Annotated in this window: 20 protein-coding genes; 7 read left to right on the forward strand and 13 right to left on the reverse strand. The window is 65.8% G+C overall.

Annotated elements, in window-relative coordinates; all coding sequences use genetic code 11:
- Window positions 1-8: 8 nt before the first annotated feature.
- The 8 genes from G6N38_RS14370 to G6N38_RS14405 all read right to left on the reverse strand — a co-directional run bounded on the left by G6N38_RS14370 (window position 9) and on the right by G6N38_RS14405 (window position 8,151).
- Entirely contained in the window at window positions 9-1,961 is a 1,953-nt protein-coding gene (locus tag G6N38_RS14370; RefSeq protein ID WP_163748507.1) for an oxidoreductase, read from the reverse strand.
- Window positions 1,962-2,048: 87 nt separating this feature from the next.
- Window positions 2,049-3,176, reverse strand: a complete 1,128-nt coding sequence (locus G6N38_RS14375; RefSeq protein ID WP_163748509.1) for an NDMA-dependent alcohol dehydrogenase — start codon at window positions 3,174-3,176, stop codon at window positions 2,049-2,051.
- Between the two features lie 170 nt (window positions 3,177-3,346).
- Window positions 3,347-3,895, reverse strand: coding sequence for a nuclear transport factor 2 family protein (locus G6N38_RS14380; RefSeq protein ID WP_163748511.1), 549 nt, complete (start codon window positions 3,893-3,895; stop codon window positions 3,347-3,349).
- Window positions 3,892-4,110 carry a ferredoxin gene (locus G6N38_RS14385; RefSeq protein WP_163748513.1) on the reverse strand — a complete coding sequence of 73 codons (219 nt, stop codon included), beginning with the start codon at window positions 4,108-4,110 and terminating at the stop codon, window positions 3,892-3,894. The genes G6N38_RS14380 and G6N38_RS14385 overlap by 4 nt, the downstream gene beginning before the upstream one ends.
- A gap of 9 nt (window positions 4,111-4,119) precedes the next feature.
- Window positions 4,120-5,475: a lanosterol 14-alpha demethylase gene (locus G6N38_RS14390; RefSeq protein ID WP_163748515.1), complete on the reverse strand. Its 1,356-nt coding sequence runs from the start codon at window positions 5,473-5,475 to the stop codon at window positions 4,120-4,122.
- A complete protein-coding gene (locus tag G6N38_RS14395; protein WP_163748517.1) occupies window positions 5,472-6,332 on the reverse strand; it encodes an SDR family oxidoreductase in 861 nt (286 codons plus the stop codon). The genes G6N38_RS14390 and G6N38_RS14395 overlap by 4 nt, the downstream gene beginning before the upstream one ends.
- Window positions 6,333-6,346: 14 nt before the next feature.
- A complete protein-coding gene (locus tag G6N38_RS14400; protein WP_163748519.1) occupies window positions 6,347-7,561 on the reverse strand; it encodes a cytochrome P450 in 1,215 nt (404 codons plus the stop codon).
- On the reverse strand, window positions 7,558-8,151 hold the full coding sequence (locus G6N38_RS14405) for a TetR family transcriptional regulator (protein ID WP_163748521.1): 594 nt from the start codon (window positions 8,149-8,151) through the stop codon (window positions 7,558-7,560). The genes G6N38_RS14400 and G6N38_RS14405 overlap by 4 nt, the downstream gene beginning before the upstream one ends.
- 175 nt (window positions 8,152-8,326) lie before the next feature.
- Between G6N38_RS14405 and G6N38_RS14410 the strand changes: the two genes are divergently transcribed.
- Genes G6N38_RS14410 through G6N38_RS14425 form a run of 4 tightly spaced genes read left to right on the forward strand, consistent with a single transcriptional unit; the run spans window position 8,327 to window position 11,879 of the window.
- The gene (locus tag G6N38_RS14410) at window positions 8,327-9,793 is read left to right on the forward strand and encodes an aldehyde dehydrogenase (protein WP_163748523.1); all 1,467 of its coding nucleotides are present in this window, start codon (window positions 8,327-8,329) and stop codon (window positions 9,791-9,793) included.
- A gap of 48 nt (window positions 9,794-9,841) precedes the next feature.
- Complete coding sequence (locus tag G6N38_RS14415; RefSeq protein ID WP_163748525.1) at window positions 9,842-10,594, forward strand: SDR family oxidoreductase; 753 nt, start codon at window positions 9,842-9,844, stop codon at window positions 10,592-10,594.
- Window positions 10,591-11,439, forward strand: a complete 849-nt coding sequence (locus G6N38_RS14420; protein ID WP_163748527.1) for an NAD(P)-dependent oxidoreductase — start codon at window positions 10,591-10,593, stop codon at window positions 11,437-11,439. Before G6N38_RS14415 ends, G6N38_RS14420 begins: the two co-directional genes overlap by 4 nt.
- 2 nt (window positions 11,440-11,441) lie before the next feature.
- The gene (locus G6N38_RS14425) at window positions 11,442-11,879 is read left to right on the forward strand and encodes a carboxymuconolactone decarboxylase family protein (RefSeq protein WP_163748530.1); all 438 of its coding nucleotides are present in this window, start codon (window positions 11,442-11,444) and stop codon (window positions 11,877-11,879) included.
- Window positions 11,880-11,910: 31 nt separating this feature from the next.
- Here G6N38_RS14425 and G6N38_RS14430 read toward each other — a convergent pair whose 3' ends face one another.
- Entirely contained in the window at window positions 11,911-12,771 is an 861-nt protein-coding gene (locus tag G6N38_RS14430) for an SAM-dependent methyltransferase (RefSeq protein ID WP_163748531.1), read from the reverse strand.
- 219 nt (window positions 12,772-12,990) lie between these two features.
- Between G6N38_RS14430 and G6N38_RS14435 the strand changes: the two genes are divergently transcribed.
- The gene (locus G6N38_RS14435; RefSeq protein ID WP_163748533.1) at window positions 12,991-13,278 is read left to right on the forward strand and encodes a hypothetical protein; all 288 of its coding nucleotides are present in this window, start codon (window positions 12,991-12,993) and stop codon (window positions 13,276-13,278) included.
- Here the strand turns inward: G6N38_RS14435 and G6N38_RS14440 are convergent.
- From G6N38_RS14440 to G6N38_RS14450, 3 genes are read right to left on the reverse strand one after another with little or no spacing between them, the layout of a single operon-like run.
- A complete protein-coding gene (locus G6N38_RS14440) occupies window positions 13,275-13,898 on the reverse strand; it encodes a TetR/AcrR family transcriptional regulator (protein ID WP_163748536.1) in 624 nt (207 codons plus the stop codon). The genes G6N38_RS14435 and G6N38_RS14440 overlap by 4 nt on opposite strands.
- Window positions 13,899-13,901: 3 nt before the next feature.
- Entirely contained in the window at window positions 13,902-14,267 is a 366-nt protein-coding gene (locus G6N38_RS14445) for a hypothetical protein (RefSeq protein ID WP_163748537.1), read from the reverse strand.
- A gap of 28 nt (window positions 14,268-14,295) precedes the next feature.
- Window positions 14,296-15,534, reverse strand: coding sequence for a cytochrome P450 (locus G6N38_RS14450; RefSeq protein WP_163748539.1), 1,239 nt, complete (start codon window positions 15,532-15,534; stop codon window positions 14,296-14,298).
- An 87-nt stretch (window positions 15,535-15,621) separates the two neighbouring features.
- Here G6N38_RS14450 and G6N38_RS14455 point away from each other — a divergent pair, with 87 nt between their 5' ends.
- On the forward strand, window positions 15,622-17,160 hold the full coding sequence (locus G6N38_RS14455) for an acyl-CoA carboxylase subunit beta (RefSeq protein WP_163748540.1): 1,539 nt from the start codon (window positions 15,622-15,624) through the stop codon (window positions 17,158-17,160).
- A 27-nt stretch (window positions 17,161-17,187) separates the two neighbouring features.
- Complete coding sequence (gene purD / locus G6N38_RS14460; RefSeq protein ID WP_163748542.1) at window positions 17,188-18,459, forward strand: phosphoribosylamine--glycine ligase; 1,272 nt, start codon at window positions 17,188-17,190, stop codon at window positions 18,457-18,459.
- On the opposite strand, the gene G6N38_RS14465 is transcribed toward purD, so the two are convergent.
- Window positions 18,446-19,717, reverse strand: coding sequence for a cytochrome P450 (locus tag G6N38_RS14465; protein WP_163748544.1), 1,272 nt, complete (start codon window positions 19,715-19,717; stop codon window positions 18,446-18,448). The two genes, purD and G6N38_RS14465, sit on opposite strands and share 14 nt — an antisense overlap.
- Window positions 19,718-19,732: the final 15 nt, after the last annotated feature.

Here is a 19,732-nt window from a genome sequence, read left to right on the forward strand (position 1 = left end):
CTTGGTTGTCAGATACTGCAGGCGGCGCGAGCGCCATCTTCAGTGGCTTTGCGGATGAGTCCCAGCCCGGCGCAATCGCCGACGGCATGCAGCTTGGCGCTGGGCAGCCGGTCGGTGAGCGCGTCGAACAGCGCGGTGTCCGCCTCGGGATACCCGGCGATGATCACGCTGTCGGCAGACAGTTCCCGGTGGGTGCCGCCGTACGGAGTGAACGCCACTGAGTCGTCGGTGATGCGGTGCACCTCGGCGCGGACATGCACCGGAACGGCCAGGCGGTCGAGCCGGTCCATGTGCTCGGTGCGGCGTTTGAGACCGACCTCGGGGGCGATGGTGCGACCCGCCTCCAGAACTGTGACGAATCGGTCCTGGGCCGCCAATAATTCGGCGAGCTGGATCGAGGCGAGGCCGCCGCCCACGATGACGACGCGCCGGCCTATTGGCGGACGGGCTCCGCTGGCCAGCAGCTCGTTGAGGGCGGGGCCGCTGTGTACGCCCGGACAGTGATCGCCCTCGATGGCGGGCACCACCATGGTGGCGCCGGTCGCCACGATGACCGCATCGGGATCCAGGGCCGCGATCTCCTCGGCGTCGACCGGGTGCGACAGCTCCACCGACGCCGTGCTGCATGCGATTTCGCTACGCAGGTAGTTCAGGAACGGTTCGTTCTCGGGGTGCAGGATCGACGCCCACACCAACGCCCCACCGAGTTGCGCGTTCCGCTCGAACAAGCTGACCCGGTGCCCGCGTTCGGCGGCCACCCTGGCGGCTTCGAGGCCACCCGGCCCGCCGCCGATGACCACGACACGCTTGCGGTGGGTGACGGGGTGCGCTGCCAGCTCCCGTTCCTTGCCGGTGCGGGGGTTGACCGCGCAGTCGACCGAAAACCGTTGTTCCATGGCGTCGATGCAGTTCTCACACGAAATGCAGCGGCGAACCCGGTCGACATGTCCGGCCCGGACCTTGGCGGCCAGTTCGGGGTCGGCGAGCATAGGTCGTCCCATGGCGATGAAGTCCGCCCGGCCCTCGGCCAGGATCTGCTCGGCGCGAACTGGGTCGTGAATGCGGCCCACCGCGATCACCGGCACGTCGACCACCTGCTTGACTGCCGCGGCGGCGCCGACATTGATCGCATCGCCGTCGTCGGCGGCGTTGACCATCCCGGTGACCAGCCGGTCGATCACACCGCCGCTCACGTGAAAGGCGTCGACCCCGGCGGCCACCAGTTGCGGTGCCACCTGCGCAGTTTCGTAGCTCGGGCGCCCGCCGGCCACCCGCTCGTAGCCCGAGATCCGCAGGGTGATGGGCAGGGCGTCACCGATCTCGGACCTGATGGCCGCCAGCGTCTGCAGCACCACCGCGATCCGGCCGTTGACCGAATCGCCGCGGTAGTCATCGGTGCGCCGGTTACGTTGCGGGGCAAGGAAGGAGCCCAGGAACATATAGCCGTGGGCGGCGTGCAGTTCGATGCCATCGTAGCCCGCCTCTGCGGCGCGCCGGACCGCTGCCTTGAACAGGTCGATGATTTCGGTCAGCTGCGCAGTGGTCACCTCGGCAGACGGGCGCCCGGTCAAGTAGGACGGAATCACCGACGGGCCAAGGGAAGTGACGCCGTGCATCTCCGGGCCCAGCCCATCAGGGCCGGCGTGCACGATCTGCGGCTGGATCTTCGCGCCATGCTCATGAACCGCGTCGACCAGCGCGCGGTGCGCACTCACCGCCTCGTCGGTGCCGAGGTGCAGCCCACCCGGAGTCTCCGGGTGCAGGGGGTCGATGCCGGTGGCGCCCACGGTGATCAATCCGACCCCGCCCTTGGCGCGGGCGGCGAAATAGTCGCAGGTGCGTTCCGACGGAAGCCCGTCGGGGGCGCCGTACATGGTCTCCATCGGAGACATCACGAACCTGTTGCGCAGTTCCATCCGGCCGATCTGGCCGGGCCGCAACAGATTCGGGAAGGCATTCATGGGTGGCGTTTCATGAATTCCGGGCCGTGCCCGCGCCATAGGGCAAGGCGGGCACGGCCCGGAAGGTCCTCGGGCGAGACGCGCAGGTCAGCGGTCCTCGTCGGTGTAGCGGATGACGCCGCGGATGTTGCGGCCCTCGAGCATGTCCTTGTAGCCGTCGTTGATCTGCTCGAGTTTGTACTGGCGGGTGACCATATCGTCGAGGTTGAGCTTGCCCGCTTTGTACATCGACAGCAGCTGCGGGATGTCGAAGTGCGGGTTGCCGCCACCGAAGATGGTGCCCTGCAGGTTCTTCTGCATCAGGGTGAGCATGGCCAGGTTGATATTGGCTTCGTTCTCCATGATGCTGCCCATCGCGGTCAGCACGCAGGTGCCGCCCTTGGACGTGATGCCCAGGTAGCTGTCGACATCCTTGCCGTGCAGCTCGCCCACCGTGACGATGACCTTCTTGGCCATCAAGCCCCACGTGGTCTCCGCGATGCCCGCGGCCGCCGACTCGATGTCGGGGTAGACATGGGTGGCACCAAACTTCAGCGCTTGATCACGCTTCCACTCCACCGGGTCGATCGCGAAGACGTAGCGGGCGCCCGCGTTGACCGCACCCTGCAGCGCGGACATACCGACGCCGCCGACGCCGACGATCGCCACGTCGTCACCGGGACGGACATCGCCGCTGCGTACCGCTGAGCCGTAGCCCGTGGTGACACCGCAGCCCACCAGGCAGGCCACCTCGAACGGGATGGACTTGTCGATCTTCACCACCGAGCTCTTGTGGACGACCATGTAGGGCGAGAACGTGCCCAGCAGTGTCATCGGGAAGACGGGCTGACCCTTGGCTGTGATGCGGTGGGTGCCGTCGGAGACGGCCTGCCCACCGAGCAGCCCGGCGCCCAGATCGCAGAGATTGCGCATACCGGCCTGACAGGACGGACATGCACCGCAGGACGGGATGAAGGACAGCACGACGTGATCGCCGGGCTCGAGACCCTCAACACCCGGTCCGACCTCGGTGACGACGCCGGCGCCTTCGTGCCCGCCGAGCACGGGGAAACCGAACATCGGGATGCCACCGGTGACCAGGTGATGGTCCGAGTGACACATGCCCGAAGCTTCCATCTGGATTTTGACTTCGTCCTTGACCGGGTCGCCGATCTCGATTTCCTCGATCGACCACGGCTGGTTGAACTCCCAGATGAGAGCACCTTTTGTCTTCACAGCGAACCTCCACTCGCGAAACCCGACCCCGGTCTCCTCCAGGGCGGCCGGCCGTGCCGGATGGTCAATCTAGGCCAAAATTAGAACGTGTTCCTGCTCTGTTGACCATTATGACCTCCGTCACCTTCCGCGTCGCCGCCGGGGGCCATTACTTGACACCTGTCGAGTATTCACCAGATCGGAACGGGGGCCTCACCGAGGGGGTAGTAGCCAGCCAGCTTCTCGCCCGCGACGCTGCGCTCGATGCGCTTCTGCATGGTCGGCGTGAGGTCACCGGAGGAGATGAGCTTGACGAAGGCCTTCTGCACGTGGCCGAAGTCGAAGAAGTCGCGTTGCCACTCGATCAACAGGTCGTCATTGAGTCGGAACCAGCTGCCGCCGATGCCGTAGATCTCGTCGGTGCCACCGTCGCTCTTGTGCGCGATCTGCTTCCAGAAGCCGACGATCTCGTTCTGCTTCTCGTCGATCAGGACCTTCTGGTACTCGTAGACCCAGTTCTCCAGGCCTTCCATCTCCAGGCCCAGCGCGACGTCGCGGATCTGGTCCTTGCCCACGCACATGACGTCTTCCTTGGGCCCGATGTTCCAGCCGTAGGTGGCGTCATCGGTGTAGAACTCCGCCAGGTTCTTCCAGTCGCCGGCCTTCTCGCTGTCCTTGTTGGCCTGCAGCCAGCGGTCGGCCCAGTCTTCGAGTGCTTCGCGTTTGGAGGATGAAGTCATTGTTCCGCCTTCTCTTTCTCGGTAATGGCTAGGGCACGGGTGGGACACATCTCGACGGCCCGTTCGATATCGGGCCGTGCGTCGTCGGGCGGTTCGGTGTCGAGGATCTCCACCGCACCGCGCTTGGGAACCCGAAAAAAGTCGGGCGCTTCCAGCTCGCACATCGCGTGCCCCTGGCACAGATCGGCATCAAGCTCCACACGGTAACTGCCCATGGCTGACTCCTACGATGTGCGCTTGCGGTACCGGACCCGAGCGGGCCGAGCCAGCTGGACGACCATCTTGGAGTGGTCGTTGCGGTAGCTCTCGGGCGGCTGTGCCATCTCGAACTCGTACTCGCGCAACAGAACCGAGAAGATCGCCTTGATCTGCATCTGGGCGAACGCCGCACCGACGCAGCGGTGCCTGCCGGCGCCGAACGGAATCCACGTCCAGCGGTTGACGATGTCCTCTTGCCGGGGCTTCTCGTAGCGGTCCGGGTCGAAGGAGTCCGGATCGGGGAAGTCCTCGGGGATGCGGTTGGAGATCGCCGGTGAGGCGGCGACCATCTGACCCTTGTGGATCGGATAGCCCTGCACTTCGAACTCGTCCTGGGCCACCCGCATCAGGATGATCAGCGGTGGGTGCAGCCGCAGAGTCTCCTTGAGGGCGTTGTCGATCTTCGGAATCTGGCGCAGCGCATGGAAACTCACCTCCTGACCATCGGAGTACAGGTCGTCGAGTTCCTGCTGGACCTGGGCATAGTAGTCGGGGTGGCGCAGCAGTTCGATGAGCGTCCACGACGAGGTGCCCGAGCTGGTGTGGTGGCCGGCGAACATCAGCGAGATGAACATGCCGGTGACCTCGTTGGCCGAGAAGCGTGGATTGCCCTCTTCGTCCTTGATCGAGACCAGCACGTCGAGCAGGTCACGGTCGGTCTTATCGGTCGGCGGGTTGGCGATGCGCCCGTTCATGACCTCTTGAACCAACGCCACCAAGTTGACCCTGGCTTCGTCGCGGATGCGGAAGCTCTCGATCGGCAGGTAGGGGTCGACGTAGCAGAGCGGATCGGTGCCGCGCTCGAGCAGGTGGTAGTAGTTCGCGAACCGGGAATCGAGCTGGTTGCGGAACTTGCACCCGATCAGGCACGCCGTCGAGGTGTAGATAGTCAGCTCGGCGAAGAACTCCAACAGGTCGATTTCTCCACTGTCGCCCCAGTTCTCGATCATCTTGCGGACTTCGCCCTCGATGGTGGCGGCGTGGCCCTTCATCTGCTCGCCGCGCAGCGCGGTGTTGTGCAGCATCTCGGCGCGACGCTCGGGGTCGGCGTCGAACACCACCCCCTCACCGAAAATCGGCGTCATGAATGGGTAGGCCTCGGCCTGGTTGAGGTCGGCGTCGGGGGAGCGGAAGAAGAACTCGTTGGCCTCCGTGCCGGTCAGCAGGATGACCTGCTTGTCGGCGAGCTGGAACCAGCCGAGGTCACCGCACTCCTCGCGAATGCGCTTCATCAGGCCGATCGGGTCGGTGCGGAATTCCTCGAGATGGCCGTGTTCCTCTTCGCCACCCGAGACGCGCTGCACTTCCTTGGTGATCGTCACAGTGCCGATTCCCTTCTCGCTTCGCTCGTGCCCGCCGACGGCATCCCTTCCTCGCCAAGGGCGAGTTTTTGGCGGTCTCTGTTGTCGGCCAGCGGAGCTTCGGGCTGGAGCTCCATATTCGCGATGAACCCGCCGCGCGGCGTCTCCGCGACGAACGTGATGGCGCGGGCCAGGTCGGCTGCACGCAGGAAGTAATCGTGTCGGGCCTGTCCCCATTTGGCCCAATCCTCCAGTGCGGGGCCGATTTTCTCGGCGGGCAGGCTCCAGCCCATCGAGGTCTTCGTCGGGCCGGGGTGCACGATCGAGGCACGCACACCGGTGCCTTCGAGCTCCATCTGGAAGTTGGTCACCATCGCGACCAGCGCGGCTTTGGCCGCACCGTAGGCGCCCATGTGGGGACGCTGGCGCAGCGACACATCAGAGCCGACGAAGATCACGTCGCCGCGCTGGCGTTCCAGCATGCCCGGCAGCACCGCGTTGGCCAACCGGAACGCGCCGACGAGGTGGATCTGCAGCTGTGAGTCGAACTCCTCGGTGGTGATTTCGGCGAGCTTGCCGAAGTAGGTGTCCCCGGCGCCGGCCACCAGCACCTCGATCTCTCCGAGCGCCTCAGTTGACTGTGCGACAAACGAGTTCACTGAATCAGGGTCGGTGACGTCGAGGTGAAAGCCGACTGCTTCGCCGCCGTCGGCATTGATCTTGCCGACGATGTCGGCGAGCTTGTCGAGTCGGCGGGCACCCAGCGCGACGGGGAACCCGTGCGCGGCGAGCTCGAACGCGGTGGCCTCTCCGATGCCGGACGAGGCGCCGGCGACGATGGCGGGCCGGCGGTCGGGAAGGGGAGCAAAACGGGGCAATTCAACGGCTCCTTCTAGCGAGACTGCACTGTGATGGGCAGATGGGCGAAACCGCGGACGTTGCTGGAGTGGACGCGTACCGAGTTGGCCTCGTCGACTTCATAACCACGGATGCGTTTGAGCAACTCCTCCAAGGCCACTCGTGCCTCCATACGGGCCAGGTGGGCGCCCAGGCAGAAGTGCGCACCGCTGCCGAAGCTCTGCAGCTTGGCGCCAATGTCACGGCCGATGAGGTAGTCGTCGGGGTTCTCGAATGCCCGCTCGTCGCGGTGCGCCGATCCCGGCAGGAGCAGCACCACGTCGCCGTCGGGAATGGTGGTGTCGTAGAGGGTCAGTTCACCGGCGACGGTGCGGGCCAGGATCTGGCTGGACGTGTCGTAGCGCAGGGTTTCTTCGACCCACAGCGGCACCCGGGACAGGTCGGTATAGACGTCGGCCAGCTGATCGGGGTTCTTGTGGCCCCAAAACGCGGCATTGGCAAGCAGTTTGGTGGTGGTCTCGTTACCGGCAATGACCATGAGGAACATGAAGCCGAGGATCTCGTCGTCGGTGAGCCGGTCGCCGTCGATCTCGGCCTCCAGCAGCGCCGAGGTGAGATCGTCGGTCAGGTTCTTGCGCCGCTTTTCCACCATCGCCTGGTAGTAGACGATCAGGTTGAGCGACGCCTCGACGGCCTCCGGCGGCACATCGGTGACACCCTCGTCACGGTGCATCACGCCATCGGCCCAGGCCCGGACCTGAACACGGTCGGCTTCGGGCACTCCCATCAGTTCGGAGATGACGTCCATCGGCAGCTTGCCCGCGAACTCGTCGACGTAGTCCACGGTTTCGCCGGCGGCAGCCTTCTCCATCATCGTGTCGAGGTGTTTGACGGCGATCTCGGTGACGCGGGGCTCCAGCTCACGAATCCGCCTAGGGGTAAACCCCTTTGAGACCAGGGTCCGCAGGCGAAGATGCGAGGGATCGTCCATGGCCAGGAACGACATCGTTTTGGATGCGTGCGGGCCGCGGGAGACCGGGTCCAGCGAGACGCCGTATTTGTTGGACAGCGTGGTGCTGTTACGGAAACCCTGAATCACGTCCTGGTGCCGGGAGAGCGCCCAGAACTTGAGGTCCTCGTTGTAGTACAGCGGAGCCTCGTCGCGCAGCCGCTTGTAATACGGGTAGGGGTCCTCGTGGAAGTCGTAGTTGTAGGGATCCAGCACCACGTCTGGACTCTGTACGTTCATTCGTTCTCTCCCAAAATAAGTCCCGCGACATAGCCAATCCGGTCGGCGACCTGGTGGTAGCTCATGGCACCGGTACCAGCGTGGACGAGTGCGCCGTAGTAGGTCATCTCCAATGCGGACACGATCTGCGGATCGGCGTCCGGCCCCAGTGCCGACCTGATTCGTTTGTGAATCTCGGCCCCGATGCGGTCGCGCGCCGGGTGCACGCCGGCATCATTGCTCAACACAGCGGTGGTGCAGGCCGCGGCGAACTCCGGCTCGTCGGCCACCATCAGCGCCAGGCTGCGAAGCGACTGCTGGACGCGGTGCAGGCGGGTGTCGTTCACGTCGGTGAAGTAGGGAACCTGTCGCATCAGATCGAGGTACACCTCGGCGATCAGATGGTTCTTCGACGAGAAATAGGTGTAGGCCGTTGCCGGTGCCACCTTCGCGCGAGCCGCGACGGCCCGCACCGTCAGATCGGCGTACGACGTTTCGCGCAGCATCTCCATGCCGGCCCGCAACACCTTGCGGAACGTTTCTTCCTGGCGGCGATTGCGCGGTGCGTCGTCACCATCTGGGGTGACGGCTAGCACGGCATCGCTGGACACATGTCCAAGTTATCGGACTGATGCCACCGTAGGCAAGTGGTTGCGCTGAAGTGCCAGTTCATAAGCACAATCGAGGTGGCTTTACTGAAGAGTCTTGCACCACGGACGCGTCTGCGACTATGGTGCGGAAGACGGAATCTCGGACACGTGTCCAACGAAGTAGACGGGAGTCGGGATGGCGATTGCGGCCGACAGGAACAGCGATCTCTTCATCGACGGGAAGCTGGCGCCGGGTGGCAACGGCAGATATCCGACGATCAACCCGGCGACTGAGGAGATCTTGGGGACGGCCGCCGACGGTGATGCCGAGGACATGAGTCGGGCCATCGACGCCGCGCGCCGTGCCTTCGATACCACCGACTGGTCGACCAACACCGAACTTCGGGTGCGGGGCATCCGTCAGCTTCGCGACGCGATGAAAGCCAACGTCGAGGAGCTGCGCGAAATGACGATGGCTGAGGTGGGTGCTCCGCGCATGCTGACCGCGGCCGCTCAGCTCGAGGGGCCGGTCGAGGACCTGTCCTTCAGCGCCGACACCGCCGAGGCCTACTCGTGGCGGCAAGATCTCGGTGTCGCCTCGCCGATGGGTATCAAGACCCAGCGCACCATCGTCCGGGAGGCGGTCGGCGTCGTCGGCGCCATCACCCCGTGGAATTTCCCGCACCAGATCAACCTCGCCAAGCTCGGCCCCGCGCTGGCGGCGGGCAACACAATCGTCCTCAAGCCCGCACCCGATACCCCGTGGTGCGCCGCGGTCCTCGGCGAACTGATTGCCGAGTACACCGATATCCCACCGGGTGTCGTCAACATCGTCACTTCCAACGACCACTCGGTCGGGGCGCTGCTGTCCAGTGACCCGCGGGTCGACATGGTGTCGTTCACCGGCTCGACCAATACCGGCCGCGCGGTGATGGCCGCCGGCGCGGCCACCATCAAGAAGGTCTTTCTGGAGCTCGGCGGCAAGTCGGCATTCCTGGTGCTCGACGACGCCGACCTGGCCGGGGCGTGCTCGATGGCAGCATTCACCGCCTCGATGCACGCCGGCCAGGGCTGCGCGATCACCACCCGCCTGGTGGTGCCGCGGGCGCGCTACGACGAAGCGGTCGAGGCCGCCGCGGCGACCATGGTTGGTATCAAGCCGGGTGATCCGACGAATCCCGGAACCATTTGCGGCCCAGTCATTTCCGAGCGTCAACGAGACAGGGTGCAGTCTTACCTCGACCTCGCGATCGAAGAAGGTGGCCGGTTCGCGTGCGGTGGTGGCCGGCCGGCCGATCGCGACACCGGGTACTTCATCGAGCCGACGGTGATCGCCGGACTGGACAACAGTGCCCGGGTGGCGCGCGAGGAGATCTTCGGCCCGGTGCTGACGGTCATCGCGCACGACGGCGACGACGACGCGATCCGCATCGCCAACGATTCGCCGTTCGGCCTGTCGGGCAGCGTGTTCAGCGGCGATCCCGAGCGCGCCCAAGCGGTCGCGGACCGGCTGAGGGTCGGCACGGTCAACGTCAACGGTGGGGTGTGGTACTCCGCGGACGCGCCGTTCGGCGGTTACAAGCAGTCCGGGGTCGGCCGGGAAATGGGCTTGGCCGGCTTCGAGGAGTACCTCGAGCTGAAAGTTATTGCCACAGCGGTGTAGTCACTTCGAGTGGCCCCACTGGCACGCGAATCTTAGAGAGGAACCTACATGGGACAGTTCGACGACAAGGTGGCCATCGTCACCGGCGCGGGCGGCGGGATCGGCCAGGCTTATGCCGAGGCCCTCGCCCGGGAGGGTGCGGCCGTGGTGGTGGCCGACATCAATATCGAAGGCGCGCAGAAAGTCGCCGACGGGATCTTGGGTGAGGGCGGCACCGCGCTCGCGCTGCCTGTCGACGTCAGCGACCCGGTGTCGGCCAAGGCGATGGCAGATCAGACGCTGGCCGAGTTCGGCGGCATCGACTACCTGGTGAACAATGCCGCGATCTTCGGCGGGATGAAGCTGGACTTCCTGATCACCGTGGACTGGGACTACTACAAGAAGTTCATGAGCGTGAACCTCGACGGCGCGCTGGTATGCACCCGCGCGGTCTACCGGAAGATGGCCAAGCGCGGCGGCGGTGCGATCATCAACCAATCGTCAACGGCGGCATGGCTGTACTCGAATTTCTACGGCCTGGCCAAGGCCGGAGTGAACAGCCTCACCCAACAGCTGGCGACCGAACTCGGTGGCCAGAACATCCGGATCAACGCGATCGCGCCCGGCCCGATCAACACCGAGGCCAACCGCACCACCACTCCGCAGGAGATGGTCGCCGACATCGTCAAGGGAATCCCGTTGTCACGGATGGGTGAGGTCGACGATCTGGTGGGCATGTGTCTGTTCCTGCTGTCGGATCAAGCCAAGTGGATCACCGGCCAGATCTTCAACGTCGACGGCGGACAGATCTTCCGCTCATGAGCGACCTCAAGGTCGGCTACATCGGGCTGGGAAACCAGGGTGCGCCGATGGCCAAGCGGCTCGTCGAATGGCCGGGTGGACTCATCGTCTTCGATGTGCGGACCGAGGCCATGACGCCGCTGGCCGAACTCGGGGCCACGCTGGCGGACAGCGTCGCCGATGTGGCGAAAGCCGACGTCATCGAAGTGACCGTGCTCAACGACGAGCAGGTGCGCGACGTCGTCGGTCAGCTCGCCGAGCACGCCAAGCCGGGAACGGTCATCGCGATTCATTCCACGATCGAGCCGGACACCGCATCCGAGCTGGCGGAGCAGTTGCGCCCCAAAGGCATTCACGTCGTCGACGCGCCGGTCAGCGGTGGCGCGGGGGCCGCAGGCAAGGGCGAGCTCGCGGTCATGGTCGGCGCCGATGACGACGCGTACGAACTGGTCAAGCCGGTGTTCAAGCAGTGGGCATCGATGGTGGTCCGCGCCGGCGAGCCGGGAGCAGGCACCCGGATGAAGCTGGCCCGGAACATGTTGACCTTCATCGGTTTTGCCGCCGCGTGTGAGGCAGCGAAGCTCGCCGAGGCAGCCGGGATCGACCTGCAGAAACTCGGCCGGGTGGTCCGGCACAGCGACGCACAGAGCGGTGGCCCCGGTGCCATCATGGTCCGTGACGACACCAAACCGCTGCAGCCCGACCACTTCGTCTACGACATGTTCATCCATACCCGGGGGTTGGCCGAGAAGGATCTGACGCTGGCGCTGGGTCTCGGTGAGGCCAACGGCGTTGAACTGCCGTTGGCGCAGATAGCACTACGGGACCTGGCCGCCGGTCTCGGTGTCCCCTATACGAAGGAGTGACGATGGACGAGTTGCGCCGCAAGGGGCTGGACAAGATGAACGAGGTCTACGGCTGGGAGATGCCGGACTCGCCGGGTGACTATTTCGCGCTCACCGCCGACCACCTGTTCGGCACGATCTGGACGCGGCCGGGATTGTCCATGCGGGACAAGCGGATCATGACGCTGACCGTCGTCACTGCCCTGGGCATCTCGGATCTGGCCGAGATCCAGGCCAACGCCGCCCTGCACAACGAGGAGCTCACGCCCGAGGAACTCAAGGAGATGGCGATCTTCCTGACCCACTACCTCGGTTTCCCGCTGGGCTCGAAGCTCGACGGCGTCGTCACCAAGGTCGTGTCCAAGCGCAAGAAGGCCGCCGAGGCCGGCCAGGCCGAAGACAAGAAGGCCAACGTCAACGACGCCCTCAAGATGCACAGCGGTAAGAAGCTCGAGGATTAGTCGCTCGGCGAGCCTGTCGCTGTCGACACGTCTACTCGGACTTTTGCTCGATGACAACAGGTTCGGCGAGGCGCTTCTTCGCCACGACGAAGTATCCACGCGGCGTGTCCGGTACATCTGCGGGTGTGACCGGGGCGTACCAGCGATTCCACCGGTTGCCGGGTTCTGCGATATCGGTGACGTCGGCTGACCACCCGCGATCGCGCAGCAATTCCGCGGGATCGTCGGTGCCGAACAGCCAGGGCGCTCCGTTGGCGGCCATCGACTTCAGCAGCTCCGCCATGAACGGCGCCTCCAACAACGACTTCCCGACGACGTCGTAGCACAGCACCGACTCCGGCGCCGCCAGCGCGTCGATGCGCTCGAAGAGTCGATGCACCGCCTCTTCGTCCAGGTATTGCAAGAGGCCTTCGGTCAGCCACACCGAGGGTGCCGTCGCGTCGAAGCCTGCCGCACGCAGCACAGCGGGCCAGTCGTCGGCGAGATCGACCCCGATCGGCACCCGCGTGCACGAGGGGGTGGTGTCGGCGAGTAACGCGTTCTTCGCGGCGATGACAGCCGGCTGGTCGAGCTCGAACACTCCTGTGCCTGCCGGCCAGTTCAGCCGATAGGCCCGGGCGTCCATACCCGCGGCGACCAGCACGACCTGTCGGCAGGATGAGGCTGCATGCTGCAGGGCATCGTCCCAGAATCGGGTGCGTACCACGATCTGCATGGTGGTGCGCTCACCTGAGGTGGCCAGCGCCGCTTCGAGGATCCGGTGGCCGGTCTCGCCGGCGAGCTTGTCGGCGAACGGATCGGTGAACAGCCGATCCTCCCGGGCTGATTCGCGGGCGCGGATCGCCGCCACCAACAGTGCAGTGTCGGCCACCGCGTCTCGTCTGGATCCCATCCCCCCGATGGTGTCAGCCCGGCCATCGCGCGAAGTAAGCACCCGCGGCATGGCCAGCGCAATCCCGCCCGCATAACAAAGAGGTCCGTAAGACAACGGTAAGGAAACGGGCAGATCGCAAACGGTTATCGCGTCGTGTCTCAAATGTGACATTTGTGGACCAGTGTTACCAAAGTGAAATCGAGGGGCTAGAGCCTCGATCCAAGGGCAGGAGTGGCAATGACTTCTATGACCGCGTATGAATCGTGGACTGCCGACTCGTGGACTGCCCCGACCATGCTCAGCCTGTGGACCGAACCAGCGCCCAAGCAGGCCAGGATCGTTCGCCAAGTCTCGCAGTTGGTCAAGGTCGTCGACACGACCGTGACGGTGCTCTGCCCGCCGGTGGTGTCGGTATGTGCGATCTTCGCCGCCATGATGTGGCCCGGCCCTGTGCTCGCCGAGAACATCGGGCACGCGGCGACGCCGATCAATGCGCAGCTGCAGGACGGCGCCCCGGCTCCCTAACCGCTTGGGCTGGTCGACGGGTGATCCAGGCCGAGTAACGCCCCACCCACCCAGCGGCGCAGATACCGGCGCAGTTCGTCCCCGCGTCGCGGTGGCCGCCCCGGGTCGACCATGAACGACTGGACGATCCGCAGCAGATGCTCGCCGAGCTCGTCAAGATCGCTATCGCTGAATCCGTGTGCGGCCCAATCGACATCGAAGCGGCGCAGTAGCGAGCCGGCGAACGCCAGCGCGACATCCGAGGTGACCTCGGCACTGAACGCGCCGACGCGCTCAGGCCCGAGCAGTAGGCCCATATGTTTGTCGTGCGGCAGCGCTTCCACCGCGGCCGCAATACCTTCTGTCACCGCCTCGGCCGGATCGGTGATGCCGGAGAGGTGGCTGGCCATCCGGTCGAGGAATCCCGCCGCGGACGCCATGGCCGCGGCCTGCAACAGCGCGTCGGTGCTGGGGAAGTAGCGATACACCGTCTGACGGGTCACCCCAAGGGTGCGGGCGACGTCGGCGATGCTCAGGTCTGCGCCGCGGGCGTCGATGGCTTTGTTCGCCGCGGCCAGGATCCGGGCGACGGCCTCTTCGTCGGTGGCGGGCGCCGATCCCGACCAGCCGTGGGTTCGCATGATCTACCCGCCCACTGCCACGGAGAATGCCACGCCACCGAAGAACAGCGCCGCGAGGCACAGCACAAGAGTGCCAACAGCGAAGGGCCAGGCCCGCTTGCGCCGGGCCAGCGCGACAATGGTGACGATGCTGCCGGCCACCACCACCAGCGCGGCGATGGCCACCGCGCTCAGCACCGAGGTGACGGCCCCCTCGACGCTGCACGTGGCGGGCGGGCAGTAGTCCAGGAAAGCGAGCATGAATAGGCCGAGAAAGGCTCCGCACGCGCCCATTAACACCGTCAACACCATCAGGATGATCGAGATCGTCAGGTCGGCCGCCGACCGCGGCGGCGTGGCGGGCGGTGGCGGATAGCCCGGATAGCCCATGACCCGGGATGTTATCGGGGCCGTTGCGCTAGTGGTACGCGACGGGCAGTTCTTTGACCCCGTTGAGCCAGCCCGACCGCAGCCGCTCCGGCTCACCGAGCTTGCTGATATCCGGGATCTGATTGGCGATCTCGTTGAAGATCAGCTTGATCTCCATGCGCGCGAGGTTGGCCCCGATGCAGAAGTGCGCGCCGTTGCCGCCGAACCCGAGGTGCGGGTTCGGGTCGCGCAGGATGTTGAACTGGAACGGGGCGTCGAAGACGTCCTCGTCGTAGTTCGCCGAGCTGTAGAACAGGCCCGCACGCTGGCCCTCGCGGATCGTGACGCCGCCGATTTCGACGTCCTGCAGCGCGGTGCGCTGGAAGCAGTGCACCGGGGTGGCCCAGCGGACGATCTCATCGGCGGTGGTCTCGGGCCGCTCGCGCTTGAAAAGCTCCCACTGATCCGGGTTTTCGAAGAAGGCGTTCATCCCGTGGGTCATGGCGTTGCGGGTGGTTTCGTTGCCGGCCACCGCGAGCAGGATCACGAAGAACGCGAACTCGACCTCGCTCAAGGCCTCACCATCGATATCGGCCTCTACCAACCGAGTGACGATGTCGTCGGCCGGGCACTTCCTGCGCTCCTCGGCCATCGAGTAGGCGTAGCCCATCAGCTCGGCGTTGGCGACGATCGGGTCGACGTCGTTGAAGTCCGGATCGTCGGTGTTCATGATGCTGTTGGTCCAGTGAAAGAGCTTCTGGCGATCGGCTTCCGGCACGCCGAGCAGGTCGGCGATCGCCAGCAGCGGCAGCTGCATCGCGATGTCGTCGACGAAATCCCCGGTGTCCTTGGCTGCGGCCGCGGCCACGATGTCGCGGGCGGCATCGGCCAGCTTCTCCTCGAGCTTGGCCACCGCGCGTGGGGTGAACAGCCGCGAGACCAGCTTGCGCAGCCGGGTGTGTTCGGGTGCGTCGTGGTTGATCAGCAGCGCCTTGGTGATCTCCACCTGGTCTTTGGTCATGTCGTCGGCGAAGCGCATCACCACGCCTTGGGCGTTGGTCGACCACAGGTGGCTGTCGCGGGAGATGTCGCGGATGTCGCGGTGCTTGCTGATCACCCAATAGCCGCCGTCGTCGAAGACGGTGCTGCCCGGGGCCTGCTCGTTCCACCACACCGGTGCGGTCTGGCGGAGCTGCGCGAACTGGGCGACGGGCATGCCCTCTTTGATCAGGTCAGGGTCGGTGAAGTCGAAGCCCGCTCCAAACGGGCACACGCTCGCGGTGGTCATGGTCTCCCTCGCTGTTCATGTGATGTAGCGCACCTTGGCATTGACCATACACTGTGAAGTTGAGTGTATGCCCGCTACTTTCGGTGGATGACTTTTCCCCCCGACCTCGCGGAACTTCTACGCCGGCGTGCGTTGACCGAGGACGCCGCGCGCCCCGGCGCGGTGGCGCGCAGGCATGCCGCGGGCGGCCGCATGGCCCGGGAGAACATCGCCGACCTGGTCGATGCGGATTCCTTCGTCGAGTACGGGCGATTCACGATCGCCGCCCAGCGCCGCCGTCGCGACCTCGACGACTTGATCGCTCGGACGCCGGCCGACGGGCTGATCGCCGGAACGGCGACGATCAACGGTCACGCGTGTGCGGTGCTGTCCTACGACTACACGGTGCTGGCCGGCACTCAGGGTGAGTTCGGGCACCGCAAGAAGGACCGGCTCTTCGAGCTCATCGAGCGGATGCGACTGCCCACCGTCTTCTTCGCCGAGGGCGGTGGCGGCCGGCCCGGCGACACCGACTACCCCACGGTGTCGTCGCTGCAGACGCGGGCCTTCAAATTGTGGGCGGCGCTCTCCGGAGTGGTGCCGCGCATCGCGGTCGTCAAGGGGCGCTGCTTCGCCGGCAACGCGGTCATCGCCGGTTGCTCAGATCTGATCGTGGCCACCGCCGACACCTCGATCGGCATGGGCGGGCCGGCGATGATCACCGGGGGCGGACTCGGCGATGTCGCGCCCGACGCCGTCGGCCCGATCTCGGTGCAATCACCCAACGGTGTCGTCGACGTCGTCGTGGCCGACGAAGCCGAGGCCGTGGCCGTCACCAAGCGCCTGATCGGGTACTTCCATGGCCCCTCAGCGCCCGGCCCGGCTGCGGACCAAACCTCGTTGCGCACAGTCATTCCTGAACGAGCCCGGCGTGCCTACCCGATCGCACCGATCATCGAGACCCTCGCCGACCTCGACTCGGTCACCTTCCTGCGGGAGAAGTTCGCCCCGGAGATGGTTACCGCGCTGGCCCGGATCGAGGGCCGTCCGGTAGGCGTCATCGCCAACAACACGATGGTCATGGCAGGCGCGATCACTGCGGCGGCCGCCGACAAGGCAGCGCGCTTCCTGCAGCTGTGCGACACCTTCGGTCTTCCCGTTGTCTCCCTCATCGACTGCCCCGGCTACATGGTCGGCCCGGCCGCCGAGGCCGAGGCGCTGGTTCGGCGCGCCTCCCGGATGCTGGTCGCGGGTGCCGCGATTCGGGTGCCGCTGGTGGCGGTGATACTGCGGCGCGGCTACGGGCTGGGCGCGCAAGCGATGGCCGGGGGCAGCCTGCACGAACCACTGCTGACCGTGGCTTGGCCCGGCGCACACCTCGGCCCGATGGGGCTCGAGGGTGCGGTGCGCCTGGGCATGCGCAAGGAGCTGGAAGCCATCGAAGACGAGGCCGAGCGCGAACAGCTGGTCCGGGAGGCGACTGCGGCCCTGGAGGAGAACGCCAAAGCGCTCAACGCCGCGCAGATGTTCGAGGTCGACGACGTCATCGACCCGGCGCAGACCCGTGGCGTGATCGCCGCGACGCTGACCGCCGCGACGGCGCGCGGCGAACTCCCGCCGTTAAGGCGGTTCGTCGACACCTGGTAGCAGCGGTGAGCGATAGGGTGTGAACCTGTGCGCGTCCTCGTGATCGGATCTGGTGCCCGCGAACATGCCCTGCTACTGGGCCTGCGCCAAGACGCCTGCGTCGACTTCCTGGCCGTCGCGCCCGGCAACGCCGGCACCTCGGCGGTTGCTGAGCAGCACGATGTCGACGTCACCTCTGCCGAAGCTGTCACCGCATTGGCCCGACAGCTCGCGGTCGACCTGGTGATCATCGGCCCCGAGGTGCCGCTGGTTCTCGGGGTGGCCGACGCGGTGCGCGCGGCAGGCATCGCCTGCTTCGGCCCGTCGAAGGATGCCGCCCGAATCGAAGGCTCCAAGGCGTTCGCCAAGGACGTGATGGCCGCCGCCGGTGTGCTCACCGCCGGCAGCGAGACGGTCGACAACCCGGCCCGTCTTGACGCCGCGCTGAACCGCTTCGGGCCGGCGGTCGGTCAACCTGCGTGGGTGGTCAAGGACGACGGGCTGGCCGCGGGCAAGGGCGTGGTGGTGACCGCCGACCGTGATGTAGCTCGCGCGCATGCCGCGTCGTTGCTGGACTCCGGGCATCCGGTACTGCTGGAGTCCTTCCTCGACGGGCCCGAGGTATCGCTGTTCTGTCTGGTCGACGGTGCGACCGTGGTCCCACTGCTGCCAGCCCAGGACTTCAAGCGGGTCGGTGACAACGACGCCGGACCCAATACCGGTGGTATGGGCGCGTATTCGCCGCTGCCGTGGCTACCTGCGGAAGCGACGGCCGCCATAGTCAGCGGTGTCGTCGAACCCGTTGCCGCCGAGCTTGTTCGGCGTGGTTGCCCGTTCTCCGGCCTGTTGTATGCGGGGTTGGCGATGACGTCTTCCGGCCCCGCGGTAGTCGAATTCAACTGCCGGTTCGGGGATCCCGAGACCCAAGCTGTGCTGGCGCTGCTCGAATCCCCGCTGGGCCAGCTGCTGCACGCCACGGCTACCGGAACGCTCGCCGACTTCGGCCCACTGAACTGGCGCGATGGGTACGCCGTCGCCGTCGTGGTGGCCGCCGAGAACTATCCGGGCCGCCCGCGGCTCGGTGACGTGATCACCGGTTCGGAGGTCGATGGTGTCCTTCATGCCGGCACCGCCCGGCGTGACGATGGCGCCGTCATTTCGTCTGGTGGACGGGTGCTCTCGGTCGTGGGCACTGGCACCGACCTGGTCGCTGCGCGCGAAGTCGCCTACCGAACGGCGGCAGCGATTCGCTTGCCCGGCAGCCATTTCCGCACCGATATTGCCCTGGCGGCAGCGCAAGGGCGGGTCACGCTAGCTTGACGGGCAACCGCTTCACGCCGTGAATGACGTTGCTGTGCAGGTATTCCGGCTCGCCGACCTCGACCTCCGGTAGCCGGGTGAGCAGCTGGTGGAACAAGTGCCGTAGCTCGGTCCTGGCCAGATTGGCGCCGAGGCAGAAGTGTGGTCCACCGCCGCCGAAACCGAAGTGTGGGTTGGGTGATCGGGTGATGTCGAACTCGCCCGGGCGGTCGAACACTGCTTCGTCGCGGTTGGCCGAACAGTAGAACAGCGCGACCTTCTCGCCGGCCTTGATCGTGGTGCCGGCCACCTCGGTGTCGACCGTGGCATGCCGGGCGAAGTTGAGCACGGGGGTTGCCCAGCGGATGAACTCCTCGGCGGCCGGACCGATGTGTGCGTCGAAATCCTCGAGCAGCCAAGCCTTCTGGTCTGGATTGTCGGCCAGCGCCTTGAACGCGTGCGAGGTGGTCTGCTTGGTGGTGTCGTTGCCGGCGGCGCCCAGCAGCACCATGAACGACCCGATCTGGATGTCGGTGAGCTGGTGGCCGTCCACCTCGGCGTTGACGATATTGGTCATCAGATCGTCGTGTGGTTCGCGGCGGCGCAGCTGGGCCAGCTCGATACCCGAGCTGGTCAGGATGCCGATCTGGGTCAGCGCGTGAGTGGCGCGTTCGGTGAAACTGGCGTAGTCGTCGTCGGTGGCGCTGAACAGACTCTCGGCCGCATACGCGACAGCCTCCTGATCGGCGGGGGCGATGCCGATCATGTCCGAGACGGTCCGCATCGGGAGCTTGGCCGAACACTCGGTGACGAAGTCGATTTCCGCACCGTCGCAAAGCTTTTCGATCAGCCGGTCGACGATATCGGCGGCATTGGCCTGAATCTGGGCCTCGATGCGGCGAACCTGCTTCGGCGTGAACGCGGCGCTGATCAGGCGCCGATACACGGTGTGCTCCGGCGGGTCCATGGCCAGGAAGAAACTGGTGGCCTGCTGCACCTCGGCAGGGAGGGGGTCGACGCTCATGCCCAGTGCCGAGCTGAAGATCTCGGTGTGTTGGCTGACGTACTTGATGTCGGCGTGGCGGGTGATGGCCCAGTAGCCGGTCTCTGTGTGTGGGAAGACCGAAGACACCGGCGCATGCCAGGACAGCCCGTCGGCGGCGCGCAGCCGCGCGAATGTATGGTCGCGGGTGGCCAAGTCGGCGGTCCAGAAGTTCGGTGCCGAAATGTCCAGCGGGTGGTAAGGCCGGGGAGATAGCGGCAGGCTGTCGACGGTCATGATCTCCTCGGTGGC

Origin of the sequence: Mycolicibacterium helvum, assembly GCF_010731895.1 — a bacterium.
Classification (GTDB): domain Bacteria; phylum Actinomycetota; class Actinomycetes; order Mycobacteriales; family Mycobacteriaceae; genus Mycobacterium; species Mycobacterium helvum.

Bases quoted from the DNA above. Each gene is read 5' to 3' on its own strand.
- G6N38_RS14370 (WP_163748507.1), bottom strand. From the start codon at position 1,961: ATGAATGCCTTCCCGAATCTGTTGCGGCCCGGCCAGATCGGCCGGATG.
- G6N38_RS14380 (WP_163748511.1), bottom strand. From the start codon at position 3,895: ATGACTTCATCCTCCAAACGCGAAGCACTCGAAGACTGGGCCGACCGC.
- G6N38_RS14385 (WP_163748513.1), bottom strand. From the start codon at position 4,110: ATGGGCAGTTACCGTGTGGAGCTTGATGCCGATCTGTGCCAGGGGCAC.
- G6N38_RS14400 (WP_163748519.1), bottom strand. From the start codon at position 7,561: ATGAACGTACAGAGTCCAGACGTGGTGCTGGATCCCTACAACTACGAC.
- G6N38_RS14410 (WP_163748523.1), top strand. From the start codon at position 8,327: ATGGCGATTGCGGCCGACAGGAACAGCGATCTCTTCATCGACGGGAAG.
- G6N38_RS14415 (WP_163748525.1), top strand. From the start codon at position 9,842: ATGGGACAGTTCGACGACAAGGTGGCCATCGTCACCGGCGCGGGCGGC.
- G6N38_RS14420 (WP_163748527.1), top strand. From the start codon at position 10,591: ATGAGCGACCTCAAGGTCGGCTACATCGGGCTGGGAAACCAGGGTGCG.
- G6N38_RS14425 (WP_163748530.1), top strand. From the start codon at position 11,442: ATGGACGAGTTGCGCCGCAAGGGGCTGGACAAGATGAACGAGGTCTAC.
- G6N38_RS14430 (WP_163748531.1), bottom strand. From the start codon at position 12,771: ATGGGATCCAGACGAGACGCGGTGGCCGACACTGCACTGTTGGTGGCG.
- G6N38_RS14435 (WP_163748533.1), top strand. From the start codon at position 12,991: ATGACTTCTATGACCGCGTATGAATCGTGGACTGCCGACTCGTGGACT.
- G6N38_RS14440 (WP_163748536.1), bottom strand. From the start codon at position 13,898: ATGCGAACCCACGGCTGGTCGGGATCGGCGCCCGCCACCGACGAAGAG.
- G6N38_RS14445 (WP_163748537.1), bottom strand. From the start codon at position 14,267: ATGGGCTATCCGGGCTATCCGCCACCGCCCGCCACGCCGCCGCGGTCG.
- G6N38_RS14450 (WP_163748539.1), bottom strand. From the start codon at position 15,534: ATGACCACCGCGAGCGTGTGCCCGTTTGGAGCGGGCTTCGACTTCACC.
- G6N38_RS14455 (WP_163748540.1), top strand. From the start codon at position 15,622: ATGACTTTTCCCCCCGACCTCGCGGAACTTCTACGCCGGCGTGCGTTG.
- G6N38_RS14465 (WP_163748544.1), bottom strand. From the start codon at position 19,717: ATGACCGTCGACAGCCTGCCGCTATCTCCCCGGCCTTACCACCCGCTG.